The sequence below is a fragment of the Roseateles sp. genome (genome assembly GCF_019237615.1).
GTDB lineage: Bacteria > Pseudomonadota > Gammaproteobacteria > Burkholderiales > Burkholderiaceae_C > Pelomonas.
Genome location: NZ_JAFAGT010000079.1, coordinates 1 through 13876 on the forward strand (window position 1 = coordinate 1; position 13876 = coordinate 13876).

At 65.8% G+C, this 13876-nt stretch carries 15 protein-coding genes; 12 read left to right on the plus strand and 3 right to left on the minus strand.

Annotation, left to right across the window (positions count from 1 at the left end):
* The 6 genes from infB to JOY88_RS15715 form a co-directional block, all read left to right on the plus strand.
* Positions 1-2080, plus strand: a 2080-nt coding sequence (infB, locus tag JOY88_RS15690) for a translation initiation factor IF-2 (RefSeq protein ID WP_293503568.1), incomplete at its 5' end; no start/stop codon positions are given.
* A 62-nt stretch (positions 2081-2142) separates the two neighbouring features.
* Positions 2143-2523 (plus strand): 30S ribosome-binding factor RbfA, encoded by a 381-nt coding sequence (rbfA, locus tag JOY88_RS15695; RefSeq protein WP_293503569.1) that lies wholly within the window; start codon positions 2143-2145, stop codon positions 2521-2523.
* Entirely contained in the window at positions 2516-3472 is a 957-nt protein-coding gene (gene truB, locus JOY88_RS15700) for a tRNA pseudouridine(55) synthase TruB (protein WP_293503570.1), read from the plus strand. The genes rbfA and truB overlap by 8 nt, the downstream gene beginning before the upstream one ends.
* Positions 3473-3497: 25 nt before the next feature.
* A complete protein-coding gene (gene typA, locus JOY88_RS15705) occupies positions 3498-5321 on the plus strand; it encodes a translational GTPase TypA (protein WP_293503571.1) in 1824 nt (607 codons plus the stop codon).
* Between the two features lie 108 nt (positions 5322-5429).
* Positions 5430-6299, plus strand: a complete 870-nt coding sequence (locus JOY88_RS15710) for a DMT family transporter (RefSeq protein WP_293503572.1) — start codon at positions 5430-5432, stop codon at positions 6297-6299.
* Complete coding sequence (locus tag JOY88_RS15715; protein WP_293503573.1) at positions 6296-7411, plus strand: enoyl-CoA hydratase/isomerase family protein; 1116 nt, start codon at positions 6296-6298, stop codon at positions 7409-7411. The genes JOY88_RS15710 and JOY88_RS15715 overlap by 4 nt, the downstream gene beginning before the upstream one ends.
* A 178-nt stretch (positions 7412-7589) precedes the next feature.
* Here the strand turns inward: JOY88_RS15715 and JOY88_RS15720 are convergent, their stop codons facing one another.
* Positions 7590-7895, minus strand: coding sequence for a HigA family addiction module antitoxin (locus tag JOY88_RS15720; protein WP_293503574.1), 306 nt, complete (start codon positions 7893-7895; stop codon positions 7590-7592).
* Positions 7896-8610: 715 nt separating this feature from the next.
* On the opposite strand from JOY88_RS15720, the gene JOY88_RS23125 reads away from it, so the two are divergent.
* The 3 genes from JOY88_RS23125 (at position 8611) to JOY88_RS15735 (ending at position 9893) form a co-directional block, all read left to right on the plus strand.
* The gene (locus JOY88_RS23125; protein ID WP_367269808.1) at positions 8611-9033 is read left to right on the plus strand and encodes a MobA/MobL family protein; all 423 of its coding nucleotides are present in this window, start codon (positions 8611-8613) and stop codon (positions 9031-9033) included.
* A gap of 186 nt (positions 9034-9219) precedes the next feature.
* Positions 9220-9474 (plus strand): FitA-like ribbon-helix-helix domain-containing protein, encoded by a 255-nt coding sequence (locus JOY88_RS15730; protein WP_293503575.1) that lies wholly within the window; start codon positions 9220-9222, stop codon positions 9472-9474.
* Positions 9471-9893 carry a type II toxin-antitoxin system VapC family toxin gene (locus JOY88_RS15735; protein ID WP_293503576.1) on the plus strand — a complete coding sequence of 141 codons (423 nt, stop codon included), beginning with the start codon at positions 9471-9473 and terminating at the stop codon, positions 9891-9893. Before JOY88_RS15730 ends, JOY88_RS15735 begins: the two co-directional genes overlap by 4 nt.
* 113 nt (positions 9894-10006) lie before the next feature.
* On the opposite strand, the gene JOY88_RS15740 is transcribed toward JOY88_RS15735, so the two are convergent.
* Both JOY88_RS15740 and JOY88_RS15745 read right to left on the minus strand, forming a co-directional pair.
* Positions 10007-10225, minus strand: a complete 219-nt coding sequence (locus tag JOY88_RS15740; protein ID WP_293503577.1) for a hypothetical protein — start codon at positions 10223-10225, stop codon at positions 10007-10009.
* A 142-nt stretch (positions 10226-10367) separates the two neighbouring features.
* On the minus strand, positions 10368-10685 hold the full coding sequence (locus JOY88_RS15745; RefSeq protein WP_293503578.1) for a hypothetical protein: 318 nt from the start codon (positions 10683-10685) through the stop codon (positions 10368-10370).
* 100 nt (positions 10686-10785) lie between these two features.
* Here JOY88_RS15745 and JOY88_RS15750 point away from each other — a divergent pair, with 100 nt between their 5' ends.
* The 3 genes from JOY88_RS15750 to ltrA all read left to right on the plus strand — a co-directional run bounded on the left by JOY88_RS15750 (position 10786) and on the right by ltrA (position 13297).
* On the plus strand, positions 10786-11124 hold the full coding sequence (locus JOY88_RS15750) for a type II toxin-antitoxin system RelE/ParE family toxin (RefSeq protein ID WP_293503579.1): 339 nt from the start codon (positions 10786-10788) through the stop codon (positions 11122-11124).
* 1 nt (position 11125) lies between these two features.
* Positions 11126-11443 carry a helix-turn-helix domain-containing protein gene (locus tag JOY88_RS15755; RefSeq protein WP_293503580.1) on the plus strand — a complete coding sequence of 106 codons (318 nt, stop codon included), beginning with the start codon at positions 11126-11128 and terminating at the stop codon, positions 11441-11443.
* A 453-nt stretch (positions 11444-11896) separates the two neighbouring features.
* A complete protein-coding gene (ltrA, locus tag JOY88_RS15760; protein ID WP_293503581.1) occupies positions 11897-13297 on the plus strand; it encodes a group II intron reverse transcriptase/maturase in 1401 nt (466 codons plus the stop codon).
* Positions 13298-13876 lie beyond the last annotated feature (579 nt).

Genomic DNA, 13876 nt, shown 5'->3' on the forward strand with positions numbered 1-13876 from the left:
CGCTCCGGCCAAGCCGAAGGCGGCCGAAGGCACGCTGCACAAGCCTGCCGACAAGAAGCCGGCAGTGGAAAAGAAAGATGACAAGAAGCCTGCCGTTGCCGGCGACAAGAAGTCGATCAAGTCGGCCAATGTCTCCTCCACCTGGCAGGACGACGCGCGCAACAAGCGCGGCGCGCCGGCCGGCAAGGGCCGTGGCGGCGCGGGTGCGACCAACGCGGCCGGCGGCCGTGACGGCGGCTGGCGCAGTGGCGGCAAGGGTGGCCGTCGCGGCCATGCGGAAGAGCGCGAATCGAACTTCCAGGCGCCGACCGAAGCCATCGTCAAGGACGTGCACGTACCGGAAACCATCACCGTGGCCGAACTGGCGCACAAGATGGCCGTGAAGGCGTCCGAAGTCATCAAGCAGCTGATGAAGCTGGGCCAGATGGTCACCATCAACCAGCAGCTGGACCAGGAAACGGCCATGATCGTGGTCGAGGAAATGGGCCACAAGGCCTTTGCCGCCAAGCTGGACGATCCCGATGCCTTCCTGGAAGAAGAGGGCACGTCGGCCGAGCAGCAGCACGAAGCGCTGCCGCGCGCGCCGGTCGTCACCGTCATGGGCCACGTCGACCACGGCAAGACCTCGCTGCTGGACTACATCCGCCGCAGCCGTGTGGCCGCGGGCGAGGCCGGCGGCATCACGCAGCACATCGGCGCCTATCACGTCGAGACGCCGCGCGGCACCATCACCTTCCTGGACACCCCGGGTCACGCGGCCTTCACGGCCATGCGAGCCCGCGGCGCCAAGGCGACGGACATCGTCATCCTGGTCTGCGCGGCCGACGACGGCGTCATGCCGCAGACCAAGGAAGCCATCCACCACGCGAAGGCGGCCGGCGTGCCCATCGTGGTCGCGATGACCAAGATCGACAAGCCCGAGGCCAATGCCGAGCGCGTGAAGAGCGAGCTGGTGGCCGAAGAAGTCGTGCCGGAGGAATTCGGTGGCGATTCGCCCTTCGTGGGCGTGTCGTCCAAGACCGGCCAGGGCGTGGACGAGCTGCTGGAGCAGGTGCTGCTTCAGGCCGAGGTGCTGGAGCTGAAGGCGCCGGTCGAGTCCATGGCCAAGGGCCTGGTCATCGAAGCCAAGCTGGACAAGGGCCGCGGCCCGGTGGCCACGGTGCTGGTGCAGAGCGGCACGCTCAAGCGCGGCGACGTCGTGCTGGCGGGTTCCACCTTCGGCCGCGTGCGCGCCATGCTGGACGAAGACGGCAAGGCGACGCTCGAAGCCGGCCCGTCCATCCCGGTCGAGATCCAGGGTCTGACCGAAGTGCCGCAAGCCGGTGACGAGTTCATGGTGCTGGGCGACGAGCGCCGTGCCCGCGAAGTGGCCACCTTCCGTTCGGGCAAGTACCGCGACGTGAAGCTGGCCAAGCAGCAGGCCGCCAAGCTGGAGAACATGTTCAGCGAGATGGGCGCCGGCGACGTGCAGACGCTGCCGCTGATCATCAAGTCCGACGTGCAGGGCTCGCAGGAAGCGCTGGCCGCCTCGCTGCTCAAGCTCAGCAACGCCGAGGTCAAGGTGCAGATCGTCCACGCGGCGGTTGGTGGCATCAGCGAGAGCGACATCAACCTCGCCATCGCGTCCAAGGCGGTCATCATCGGCTTCAACGTGCGTGCCGATGCCGGCGCGCGCAAGCTGGCCGAGGGCAACGCGGTGGACCTGCGCTACTACAGCATCATCTACGACGCCGTGGACGATGTGACCAAGGCGATGTCCGGCATGCTGGCGCCCGAGCAGCGCGAGGAAGCGCTGGGTACGGCCGAGATCCGCGTCGTGTTCGTCGCCTCCAAGATCGGCACGGTGGCCGGCTCCATGGTCACCAGCGGCCTGGTGCGTCGCGGCGCGCGCTTCCGCCTGCTGCGCGACAACACCGTCGTCTACACGGGCGAGGTCGAGTCGGTGCGCCGCGAGAAGGACGACGTGCGCGAGGTCAAGGAAGGCTTCGAGTGCGGCATCAAGCTCAAGAACTACAGCGACATCAAGGAAGGTGATCAGCTTGAATTCTTCGAGATCAAGGAAGTGGCCCGCACGCTCTGATCTTCCAGCTTGAGGGTTAACCCCGCCCCTCGGGGCGGGGTTTGCTATTTCAGGAAACCGCCATGAGACACAAACGCGCCATCCCCAACCGAGCTTTCCGCGTCGCCGACCAGATCCAGCGTGATCTGGCGGAGCTGATCCGCGAGCTCAAGGACCCGCGCATCGGCATGGCGACCATCAGCGCGGTCGAGGTCACGCCCGACTACGCCCACGCCAAGGTGTTCTTCTCGGTGCTGATTGGCGACGCCGCCGAGACGCAGGCGGCGCTGAACGAGGCCGCCGGCTTCCTGCGCAACGGCCTGTTCAAGCGCCTGCAGATCCACACGGTGCCGACGCTGCATTTCCAGTTCGACCGCACCACCGAGCGCGCGGCGGAGATGACGGCCCTGATCAACAAGGCCAACGCGACTCGCGCGGCGGACGACGGGGAGCCGAATGACTGAGGCCACGGTCGCGGCCCGCCCGCCGCGCGTCCGCATCCAACGCCGTCCGCTGCACGGCGTGTTGTTGCTCGACAAGCCGCTGGGCCTGTCGAGCAACGACGCACTGCAGAAGGCGAAGTGGCTGCTGCGCGCCGAGAAGGCCGGGCACACCGGCACGCTGGACCCGCTTGCCACTGGGCTGCTGCCGTTGTGCTTTGGCGCGGCGACCAAGTTCAGCCAGCTCAGCCTGGACGCCGACAAACGCTATTTGGCGACGCTGGCCCTGGGCATACGCACGACCACCGGCGACGCCGAAGGCGAGGTTCTGGAGCGCCTTGACGCCGACCACGTCACCCGTGAGCAGATCGAGGCTGCCAGCCGCGCCTTCGTCGGCGAGATTGACCAGATGCCGCCCATGTACTCGGCGCTGAAGCACGAGGGCAAGGCGCTGTACGAGTACGCCCGTCAAGGCATAGAGATCGAGCGCAAGAGCCGCCGCGTGACGATTCACAGCATCGACATCGTCGCGATGCAGGCTGGCACCGTGACCCTCGACGTTCGCTGCAGCAAAGGCACCTACATCCGCACGCTGGCCGAAGACATCGGTGCCGCGCTGGGCGTGGGCGCGTCGCTGGCCGCGCTGCGCCGTACCGGCTCAGGCGGGCTGACACTGGACGGCGCCGTCACGCTGAGCGCCATCGAGGCCATGCCCGACGAGCAGCGCGCCGCGCTGCTGACCTCGCCCGACCGGCTGCTGGCCGACGCGCCTGAACTGCGCCTGAACATGGCCGATGCCACCCGATTCCTGTCCGGCCTGCGCCGCCGCGTCGATGTGCCCGATGCCGAGCGCGTGCGCGTCTACGGCCCGGAGGCCAAGGCTTTCCTGGGCAGTGCCCACATCACTTCTGGCGAGCTGATCGCCGACCGCCTGTTGACCCCGCCGGAGGTCCAGGCTCTGATCTCAGCCTGAACCGGTTTTTTTAGAAGCACCTCCCATGACCACCCCGATCCGCAACATTGCCATCATTGCCCACGTCGACCACGGCAAGACCACCATGGTTGACCAGCTGCTGCGCCAGAGCGGCACCTTCGCCGAGCACGAGAAGGTGGTCGACACCGTGATGGACAGCAATGCCATCGAACGCGAGCGCGGCATCACCATCCTGGCCAAGAACTGCGCGGTCAGCTGGGAAGGCACGCACATCAACATCGTCGACACCCCGGGCCACGCGGACTTCGGCGGTGAGGTGGAGCGTGCGCTGTCCATGGTGGACGGCGTGGTGCTGCTGATCGACGCGCAGGAAGGTCCGATGCCGCAGACGCGCTTCGTGACCAAGAAGGCGCTGGCGCTGGGCCTGAAGCCCATCGTCGTCGTCAACAAGGTCGACAAGCCGGGTGCCAAGCCCGACGCCGTCATCAACGCCGCCTTCGACCTGTTCGACAAGCTGGGCGCCACCGACGAGCAGCTGGACTTCCCGGTCGTCTACGCCTCCGGCATCAACGGCTGGACCTCGCTGGAAGAGGGCACGCCGGGCGAGCAGTGGGGCCCCGACATGTCGGCCCTGTTCAACACCATCCTGAAGCACGTGCCGTCGCAGAAGGGCGACCCCAATGCGCCGCTGCAGCTGCAGATCTCGGCGCTGGACTACTCCACCTTCGTGGGCCGCATCGGCGTGGGCCGCATCAGCCAGGGCACCATCAAGCCGGGCATGGACGTGGCCGTCATGGAAGGCGTGGACGGCAAGACCACCAAGGGTCGCGTCAACCAGGTGCTGACCTTCCAGGGCCTGGACCGCATGCAGACCAACGTTGCCGGCCCCGGCGACATCGTGCTGATCAACGGCATCGACGAGATCGGCATCGGCGTGACCGTGACCAGCCTGACCGACCCGCAGCCGCTGCCCATGCTGAAGGTCGATGAGCCGACGCTGACGATGAACTTCTGCGTCAACACCAGCCCGCTGGCTGGCCGCGAAGGCAAGTACGTCACCAGCCGCCAGATCTGGGACCGCCTGCAGAAGGAACTGCAGAGCAACGTCGCGCTGCGCGTCAGCGAGACCGACGAAGACGGCGTCTTCGAAGTGATGGGCCGTGGCGAATTGCACCTGACCATCCTGCTGGAGAACATGCGCCGCGAGGGCTACGAGATGGCCGTCTCCAAGCCGCGCGTGGTGTTCAAGGACATCGACGGCGTGAAGCACGAGCCCATCGAGCTGGTGACGGCCGACGTGGAAGAAGCCCATCAGGGTGGCGTCATGCAGGCCCTGGGCGAGCGCAAGGGCGAGCTGGTCAACATGGAGCCGGACGGCCGTGGCCGCGTGCGCCTGGAGTACCGCATCCCGGCGCGTGGCCTGATCGGCTTCTCCAACGAGTTCCTGAACCTGACCCGTGGATCGGGCCTGATCAGCAACATCTTCGACGGCTACGAGCCGCACAAGGGTGATATCGCCAGCCGCAAGAACGGCGTGCTGATCTCCATGGACGCCGGCGAGATCTTCACGTACGCGCTGGGCAAGCTGGACGACCGCGGTCGCATGTTCGTCAAGCCCAACGATCCGGTCTACGAAGGCATGATCGTCGGCATCCACAGCCGCGACAACGACCTCGTCGTCAATGCGACGCGCACCAAGCAGCTGACCAACTTCCGCGTCTCCGGCAAGGAAGACGCGATCAAGATCACGCCGCCCATCGAGCTGACGCTGGAGTACGGCGTCGAGTTCATCGAGGACGACGAGCTGGTCGAGATCACGCCGAAGTCGGTTCGTCTGCGCAAGCGTTTCCTCTCGGAAAACGAGCGCAAGCGGGCAGCGCGCGCGTAAGCGCACGCAGCTCGCTCGCGGCCCCTGCGGCATGTTGAGCTCCCCGGCCCTCTCCGCGAGGGGGCTTTAGTCAGTTGAATTCCCGCGCCCCGAAAGGGGCGCTCTGCTGTGAGTCACCGAAGCGCTGTTTTGCTGATGCTGCTGGTCACGCTGATGTGGAGCTCGGCGGGCGTCGTCACGCGGCACCTGGACGCGGCGCGGGGCTTCGAGATCACGTTCTGGCGCAGTGCGTTCAATGCGCTGGCGTTGCTGGCCATCCTCGGCTTGATGCGGGGCAGGGCGCTTGTGCGTGCGATGCGCGGCGTTGCGGTGTGGGCGTCCGGCGTCTGCTGGGCCGTCATGTTCACGGCCTTCATGGTGGCGCTGTCGCTGACGACGGTGGCCAACGTGCTGGTCACGATGTCGCTGTCGCCGCTGTTCACGGCGTTGTTCGCCTGGCTCTTCCTGCGCCAGCCCGTTCCGGGGCGCACCTGGCTGGCCATCGTCGTGGCCGGCGCCGGCATCGCCTGGATGTTCGGGGGCCAGCTGGGCGGGCCTCTGACCGGTGTCGCCGTGGCGCTGGGCGTGCCGCTCGCGGCGGCCAGCAACTGGTGCCTGCTGCAGAAGGTGGGCGGGCATGCCGACATGCTGCCCGCCGTGCTCATCGGCGCGCTGCTGTCCATGGCCGCCACGCTGCCGCTGGCCTGGCCGTTGCAGGCCGGTGGGCACGACCTGGGCCTGCTGGCCTTCCTGGGCGTGTTCCAGCTCGCCTTGCCCTGTCTGCTGGCCGTGCGGCTGGCGCGCGAGCTGCCCAGCCACGAGATCGCGCTGCTGGGCCAGGCCGAAACCCTGCTGGGCGTGCTGTGGGCCTGGGCCTTTGCGGGCGAACACCCTGGCAGCGCGGCCCTGATCGGCGGTAGCCTCGTGCTCGCCGCGTTGATCGTCAACGAGGCGCTGGCGCCTCCCTCCGTCAAACCCGCTTCCCTGAAGAACGCATGAGTGACCTGATCCCGACCCTCGCTGCCGATGGCCAGATCCTGGCCGAGGTCAATGGCTGCCTCGGCCTGATCACGCTGAACCGGCCACAGGCGCTGAACGCGCTGTCGCTGGCCATGATCCGGGACCTGACGACGCTGCTTCGCCACTGGGCCGCGGCGCCGCAGATCCAGGCGGTCGCCGTGCTGGGCGCCGGCCGCGAAGGCAAGGCGCCGGCCTTCTGCGCGGGCGGCGACATCCGCTTCTTCCACCAGGCGGCCCACGCGGGCGACCCGGCACTGGAGGATTTCTTCACCGAGGAATACCGCCTCAACCATCTGATCCACCATTACCCCAAACCCTACATCGCGCTGATGGACGGCGTCGTCATGGGCGGCGGCATGGGCATCAGCCAGGGCGCCAAGCTGCGCGTGCTCAGCGAGCATTCCAAGCTGGCCATGCCCGAGACAGGCATCGGCCTCTTCCCGGACGTGGGTGGCGGCTACTTCCTGGCTCAGTGCCCCGGCCATGTGGGCGAATGGCTGGCGCTGACCGGCCAGGCCATCGCTGCCGGCGACGCCATTGAATGGGGCCTGGGCGATGTCTTCGTGCGGGCGGCGCAATGGCCGGCCCTCGTCGAGGAACTGCGCCATGGTGCCCAGCCCAGCGCCGAGCATGTGGTCGCCACCGTCATGGAGCGCGCCGACCTTGCGCCCGCCGCAGATCCCAAGGCCGCGGCCGAGCGCATCGACCGCCATTTCGGCGAGCCCACGCTGGCCGGCATCCTGGACTCGCTGGCAGCGGCGGGCGACGACTGGGCGCACCAGACCCACGCCCTGCTGCAGACGCGCTCGCCCACCATGATGGCGGTGACGCTGGAACTGGTGCGCCGCGGCCGAAAGCTCGGCCTGGCCGACGACCTGCGCCTGGAGCGCGACCTGGTGCACCATTGCTTTCACATGCGCGGCGCGGCGCGCAGCGAGACCGTCGAGGGCATACGCGCGCTGGCGGTCGACAAAGACCACGCGCCGCGCTGGTCGCCTGCCTGCGTGGCCGACATCGACGCCGCCGAGGTGGCAGCCTTCTTCGTCAGCCCCTGGACCAAGGACCAGCATCCTTTGAGGGATTTGGCATGACTTCCCCCTGGCGCCTGTCGGTCGCGCACATGGCGGGCTGGACTGTGAGGCCTTTACCCCTGAGGTATCGCGGGCGGTCTTGGCCCAGTTTCTTAGCGCGCAGATCGCTTGGCCGCCCAGAACGAGCGGCCGGGTTCCTGAATTTCGAGGCAGCCTCTAGTCGCGGAGATTGGCGCGGCTAGGCGGCGAGAGCCAGTGGTGCGATCTCCTTTGCGATGACCTTGCCGGCTGATTTCTCCGCGACGCGCAGGTCGTAGGCGCTCTGCAGGTTCAGCCAGCCCTGGGCCTCGCTGCCGAAGTAGCGCTCCAGGCGGAGGGCGGTGTCGGCCGACACGCCGCGCGTGCCCTTCACGATCTCGCTCAGGCGCGAGCAGGGCACATGCAACGCAAGCGCCACGGCGCGCACGCTGATGCCGAGGGGCTTGATGTAGTCCTCGAGGAGGACCTCGCCGGGGTGAACCGGCCGCATTCCGTTCTTGAACATGATGCACTCCGTTGTGTCAGAAAGGGCTGCTCGCCCTGGGTTCAATGTGGGTCTCCGATCTTCACGTCGTAGGGGCCGTTCACCCCCCCACTCGAAGGTCAACCGCCACTGGTCGTTGATCCGCACGTGCCACGCGCCGTCGTATTCCTTCAGGTGGCTGCCTGGAGGCACCTTCATGAAGTTCAGCGACGGTGCCGCGTCGGGCTGGGCCAGCTTGCGTTCCGCGACCTTCTTGACGTTGGCGAATCGCGCGCTCTTGCCCGTCGTGAACGGGTTTGGGTGTCGGCGCAGGCGAAGGATTGAACCTTAAGCCGGCAGTTGAGGTTGCCGGATCGAGCTGAGAGCCAATGCTGATGCGGTCTGCGATCGATCGGTGACACTCACCCGGTGGGTGGTGCGCCGGGAGACCGGCAGGGGAGTAGGTGGTGCAAGTCCACTGCGATGAAGGAATAGCGAACCACATCGGCCCCGAGCCGTGCGCCGGCATCCGCGCATCGCACCCTCCATTGCCCCGACACCGCCACTCAACGCGTTGCCGGCGACGGGGTAACTGCCGGATTTAGGTTGACTGCGCATTGCACGCACCTTCGATCGATGGCGACGACCGAAATCACCATGCGCCTCTATTGTTCACCGCTTGTAGCGTTGATATCGACGGGGGGGGCTTGGCAAAAAGGTCGAGCGGCTCGATCCGATCGCTTGTCGGCGGAACGGCATGGCGGACTCTGTTTCTTGGCTGCGACCGCGGTGGGAGCATTTGGTCAATGCGGCCCTTGCTGGTGGAGGCTCAACCGAACGTGTGGACCACCGCAGCCGCAAGGCAAGAGGTATCGCTAGGCATCCCACGGTGCATGTCGGTAAGAAGAGCGTGTCGGCGCGGGCACGCACGGGGTTGAACGCTCGCTTGCGGAGCAAGAATGCAAAAGCGGCTGAGCTCGAGGAGCAAATCAGCAAGTTGATGCGGATGCGCGCGCGGCTGGCCGCCAGGGTGGCCACGGAGGTGGCGGATCAGTCTGCTGACGACATCCGCGCCCCATCAACGAAGCACCAGAGTCGCGCGGATCGGCGCGGGTCCCGCGTAGCTGAAGATATCTGGTCGACCGGTCCCCGTGGCGGCGCCGAGAGGGCTTGCGGCTGAATTCGGATTCGATGGCTCAAATCCTGAAGCCCGCTCTGATGGTGGCCCCGGAGAACGTTTGCGTCGGGCCCCCGGGCCGTTCACGGCGCTGATCGCCCAGTAGCTTTGACGGTCTTCATCAGTCCGTGGGTTGGGTGAATGCGAGATGGTAAAATGCATGCATCGAATGCATTCGAGGAGATCGCCATGGCCATGCTGACAGTTCGAAACCTTTCTGAAGAGGTGCACCGTGCTCTGCGTGTCCGTGCTGCCCAGCACGGCCAGAGTATGGAGGCCGAGGTGCGCGAGATCCTGGAATCCGCGGTCAGCCCCAAAGGGCGTGTGAAGCTGGGCTCGCTGCTGGCGGACATGGGCCGCCAGGCCAAGCTGAGCGATGAAGAATTCGCGGTGTTCGAGCAGGTGCGCGACAAGACGCCTGCACGCCCGGTGAGCTTCGAATGATCTTGCTCGACACCAATGTGATGTCGGAGCCGCTCCGGCACGCTCCCGAGCCGCGGGTGATCGAGTGGATCGACGCACAGGCGATGGAGACCTTGTTTCTTTCCGCCATCACAGTAGCGGAACTGCGGGCGGGTGTTGCCCTACTGCCGGCCGGCAAGCGGCGCGCCGGCCTTCAAGAGAACTTGGAAAAGCGGGTGCTGCCTTTGTTCGCCGGCCGCGTGCTGCCCTTTGACCTGGCCTGCACCCAGGCCTATGCGGCGCTATTGGCCAAGGCCCGCGGCGCTGGCTTGGCCGTCGCTACGGCCGATGGCTACATCGCGGCCATCGCGGCGGCCAACGGGTTCGCTGTCGCGACCCGAGACGTCACCCCGTTCGAGGCGGCAGGCGTCACCGTCATCAACCCATGGGCTCAGGTGTAAGCACGCTCAGGCCTATGCAGAGTTCGCCCCCCGCACTTTTTTATCGCGGATGAAGCCGCGACCGTTCCGGCTGGCAACCTGCTCAGGAGCACTCGCGGCGGTGCGACAGCCAGTCAGGGCGTCTGACTCGGAGTGGTGATGTGCCAGTTCGCCATGGTGTCTTCCCACTCGCCCATCGTGCTTTCGTGAACGTCCAGGCCATCGAGGATTTCGAGCCTAGCATTCTGCTGCTCCAGCTCCTGCCGGCGTTGCTGGCGTTGAACGACCGCCAGCACTTCGCGCAGCAGGTGATTTGGGAGGACGGCGGCGCGGTGCAGGGTGGTGGCGTTCAACAGGACGGCTCCTGGTTTGCTGAGAAGCAGTCTCGATGCCAGCCGCTGCTGGCAGCCATCCCACCATGGGGTGATTGATGGGGGATGGTGCGCGATCTATCCCCCGCGTCTCCCCCTTTTGGGGGGAGACGCGGGCGTTTGGTCAGGCTTCCTTGGGCTTGTCGTATGTCGCTCCAAAGGCGATGAAGCTCGCAGCGACTGCCCCATAGACGACGCTGGAGACCAGCGCGATGGCCTTGAGCCCCATGGTCGTTCTGAATGGCAGATCGTCGTTCGTGAGCAGGATTTCCACGATCATGGCGTTGCCGAAAGCGACGCTCAACAGAACCGCCGAGGCCAGCAATAGGCCGAAGAAGCTGCGAATCTTGGCCCAGCGCACGCCCGCGATGGCCAGGATGCAAGTCCCGTGAAACCACCATTGATGGTTGAAGAACATCTGGACGATTGCTTCGCTGGTCATGTCAGTGTGATGAAGTGGTCAGGCGTTCATCTTCGCGATGCAGGTCAGATCGCCGGGTCCGGCCTGTCCGCGCGCCGGGAATTGTTGGCAGCGAAGCTATTTGGCGCTTGCCTTTTGTACGGGATTCCCGTACATTAAAACGCATGCGCACAGTCATCGAGACCCCGACCTTCAAAAGCAAGCCAGCAAGCTGTGGGATGACGCCGAACGGGTCGAGTTCATCGAATGGATTGCAGCCAATCCGACAGCCGGCGATGTAATCCCGGGGGCCGAAGGGGCACGCAAGGTGCGTTGGAGCCGCGCTGGCTCGGGCAAGTCCGGTGGTGCGCGGGTGATCTATTTCAACCTGACCGACGAAGAGGTCGTGCTGCTGGTGGCTGTGTATGCCAAGGCTGACCGCAGCAGCATGAGCCCCGCCGAAATCAAGAAGGTGGTTTGACATGACCAAGAAGTTCGACATTGATGCGGTGGCGCGAGCCATTGAGGCAGACGCCGGCGAGGCGCTACCCGATCTGCGCCAGGCCTTGAAGGAGGCTCAGGGCGGCGAGGGGCGCGTCACGACTCCCGAGCAGATCCTGGTGCGCCAAGCGCGGGAGAAATCGGGGCTGACCCAGGCGGCGTTCGCCGAGCGCATCGACACGCCGGTGGCCACGCTGCGCGACTGGGAGCAGGGCCGTTTCTCGCCGCCTGGCGCGGTGGCCTGCCTCATGCGGTTGATCGTCAGCCATCCCGAGCTGGCGGGCGAGCTGGCCGCCTGATCGAGCGCGAGATCTCCCACCGAAGGGGCGCCCATGTGGTGCCCCTTTCTCATGTGCGCTCAGCATGAGCGCACTCTCGCGGGTGCAAGTCCCGCCGTAAGTTGATCACAGCGAACGAAGCGAAGCGCAACTGCACGAGGGCGACCGAGTGTGGGGAGGAAGCGTGGAGCGAAGCTGCGAGCCGATGAACAAGAGCCGGATAGAAGGCACTGCCAAGCAGGGCGAGCGGGCATGTTGTCGCGAAGCTCTCGTGATCAAGGCGAAGCGGTGTAAATCCGGCGGTTGTGCAGTGAAGGAGTGCGTGTCTTACCTGAGGAAGCCTCGCCTCACGCCTGAAAGGGCGACGGTGTTGCCGGAGCGAGGTGGCAGCAAAGGTCGTAGTAGCCGGGTAGCGGGGCCGCCGAGGCCACCAGCGAGAGGCGAAGGACCGAACGAGAGCAAGTGACCGAGGACCTGGGAATGTCAAAGGCCATGCGTCAGATGCCGGGGCAACCCGGGCGGGCAGGCGTAGCGCACGGTGAAGCCGGGCGTGATCCTGTCAGCGACGAAGCCTGCGGCCCGTCCCAGGAGCACCAGGGCACAGGGTCGGCAAAGCAGACGGTGGGGACAGGTGCCCTGCTGGAAGCGGCGCTGACGAGAGAGAACCTGTGGGCGGCTTGGAAGCGGGTCAAGGCCAACAAGGGCGCGGCGGGGGTGGACGGGCTCGACATCGAGCAAACCCACCGCCTGCTGCAAACGAAGTGGCCGCAGATCCGCCAAGAGCTGCTGGCAGGGACGTACCGGCCGATGCCGGTACGCAGGGTGATGATCCCCAAGCCGGACGGAAGCCAGCGCGAGCTCGGCATCCCGTCTGTGCTCGATCGACTGATTCAGCAGGCACTGTTGCAAGTGCTGCAACCGATGATCGATCCCACCTTCAGCGAACACAGCCACGGGTTCCGGCCGGGCCGGAGTGCGCACGACGCGGTGAAAGCCGCCCGGGGGTATGTCCAGTCCGGCAAACGCGTGGTGGTGGACGTGGACCTGGCCAAATTCTTTGACCGGGTCAACCACGACATCCTGATGGAGCGGCTCAAGAGACGCATCCCGGATACAGCCGTGCTGCGGCTCATCCGTGCGTACCTGAACGCCGGGATCATGGATGACGGGGTGAAGGTGGAGCGAGACCAGGGGACGCCGCAAGGCGGGCCGCTGAGCCCGCTGCTGGCCAACGTGCTGCTCGACGAGGTGGACAAGGCACTGGAGGCGCGGGGCTACTGCTTCGCGCGCTATGCCGACGACGCCAACGTCTATGTGGGCAGCCAAAGGGCCGGTGAGCGAGTAATGGCCTGGCTCAGAACGCGATACGGCAATCTGAAACTTCAGATCAATGAAGCCAAGAGTGCCGTGTGCAGCGCCCTCGGGCGCAAGTTCCTGGGCTACGAGCTGTGGGTGGCCAAGGGCCGAGAGGTGAAATGCGCGATGGCCAACAAGGCACTGGGCAACTTCAAGGCACGGATCCGGCAGCTCACTGGCCGCTCAGGCGGACGCAGCATGGCGCAGGTGGTGCAGGTGGTGCAGGGGCTGCGTCCCTACCTGCGGGGCTGGAAGGCGTACTTCGGGTTGGCGCAAACACCCAAGGTCTGGCGCAAGCTGGACAAGTGGCTGCGCCACCGGCTGCGGGCCATCCAGCTCAAGCAGTGGAGGAATTCTCAGACGATCTACCGAGAACTCATCGCCCTCGGGGCCACGGAAACCGCGGCGACGCGGGTGGCTGGCAGCAGCCGGTGTTGGTGGAGAAACAGCGACGGTCTACTCAAGACGGTCCTGACCATCAGCTACTTCGACCGGCTGGGCCTTCCCCGGCTCTCATAACCTCAAACTCTCGAACCGCCCGGTGCGGACCCGCATGCCGGGTGGTGTGGGAGGGGTTCGGCCGACAATGGTCGTCCCCTATCCCGATTAAGGCTAGGTCAGCGCACGAAGCGACACCACCGCACCTTGTCATCGGTCCGGCCCTGCAGACGCCGTTTGCAGCCCAACATCACGCTACGGCCACCCAGGTGACCTTGCAGTCTGGCTCGTAAAACGTCCCAAAGTAGCTGCGGAGATCTCGTTTGTAGAACGCAAACACGAGCCGGGCTTCAATGGGCCAGCTTGAGCATTTTCTTGGTCCTAGACCTGATCCCCTGCCTTGATGCTGGATCTGCGCGGCTTTGGCGGAGCTTCCGGTATTTGTGCGGCGCAGGCATTGAACAACGCCGCCAGCTCTTTCAGCTGATTGCCACTAATCAGTCGGCCCTGCAAATCGGCTGCAACCCGCATGAATGCTGGCGTTCGAGGGTAAGTCCGGTCCTCTGAATCCCGCAGGAAGCGTTGTTAGCGGAGTTGATTCCTGGGGGCTTTGCACCTTGAGCACGCCCGACTTCTTCCGCGCCCGACTCGACGCGATGG

What these genes read in the sequence shown, in the direction of transcription:
- rbfA (WP_293503569.1), top strand. Translation starts at nt 2,143, where the DNA reads ATGAGACACAAACGCGCCATCCCCAACCGAGCTTTCCGCGTCGCCGAC.
- truB (WP_293503570.1), top strand. Translation starts at nt 2,516, where the DNA reads ATGACTGAGGCCACGGTCGCGGCCCGCCCGCCGCGCGTCCGCATCCAA.
- typA (WP_293503571.1), top strand. Translation starts at nt 3,498, where the DNA reads ATGACCACCCCGATCCGCAACATTGCCATCATTGCCCACGTCGACCAC.
- JOY88_RS15715 (WP_293503573.1), top strand. Translation starts at nt 6,296, where the DNA reads ATGAGTGACCTGATCCCGACCCTCGCTGCCGATGGCCAGATCCTGGCC.
- JOY88_RS15720 (WP_293503574.1), bottom strand. Translation starts at nt 7,895, where the DNA reads ATGTTCAAGAACGGAATGCGGCCGGTTCACCCCGGCGAGGTCCTCCTC.
- JOY88_RS23125 (WP_367269808.1), top strand. Translation starts at nt 8,611, where the DNA reads ATGGCGGACTCTGTTTCTTGGCTGCGACCGCGGTGGGAGCATTTGGTC.
- JOY88_RS15730 (WP_293503575.1), top strand. Translation starts at nt 9,220, where the DNA reads ATGGCCATGCTGACAGTTCGAAACCTTTCTGAAGAGGTGCACCGTGCT.
- JOY88_RS15735 (WP_293503576.1), top strand. Translation starts at nt 9,471, where the DNA reads ATGATCTTGCTCGACACCAATGTGATGTCGGAGCCGCTCCGGCACGCT.
- JOY88_RS15745 (WP_293503578.1), bottom strand. Translation starts at nt 10,685, where the DNA reads ATGACCAGCGAAGCAATCGTCCAGATGTTCTTCAACCATCAATGGTGG.
- JOY88_RS15755 (WP_293503580.1), top strand. Translation starts at nt 11,126, where the DNA reads ATGACCAAGAAGTTCGACATTGATGCGGTGGCGCGAGCCATTGAGGCA.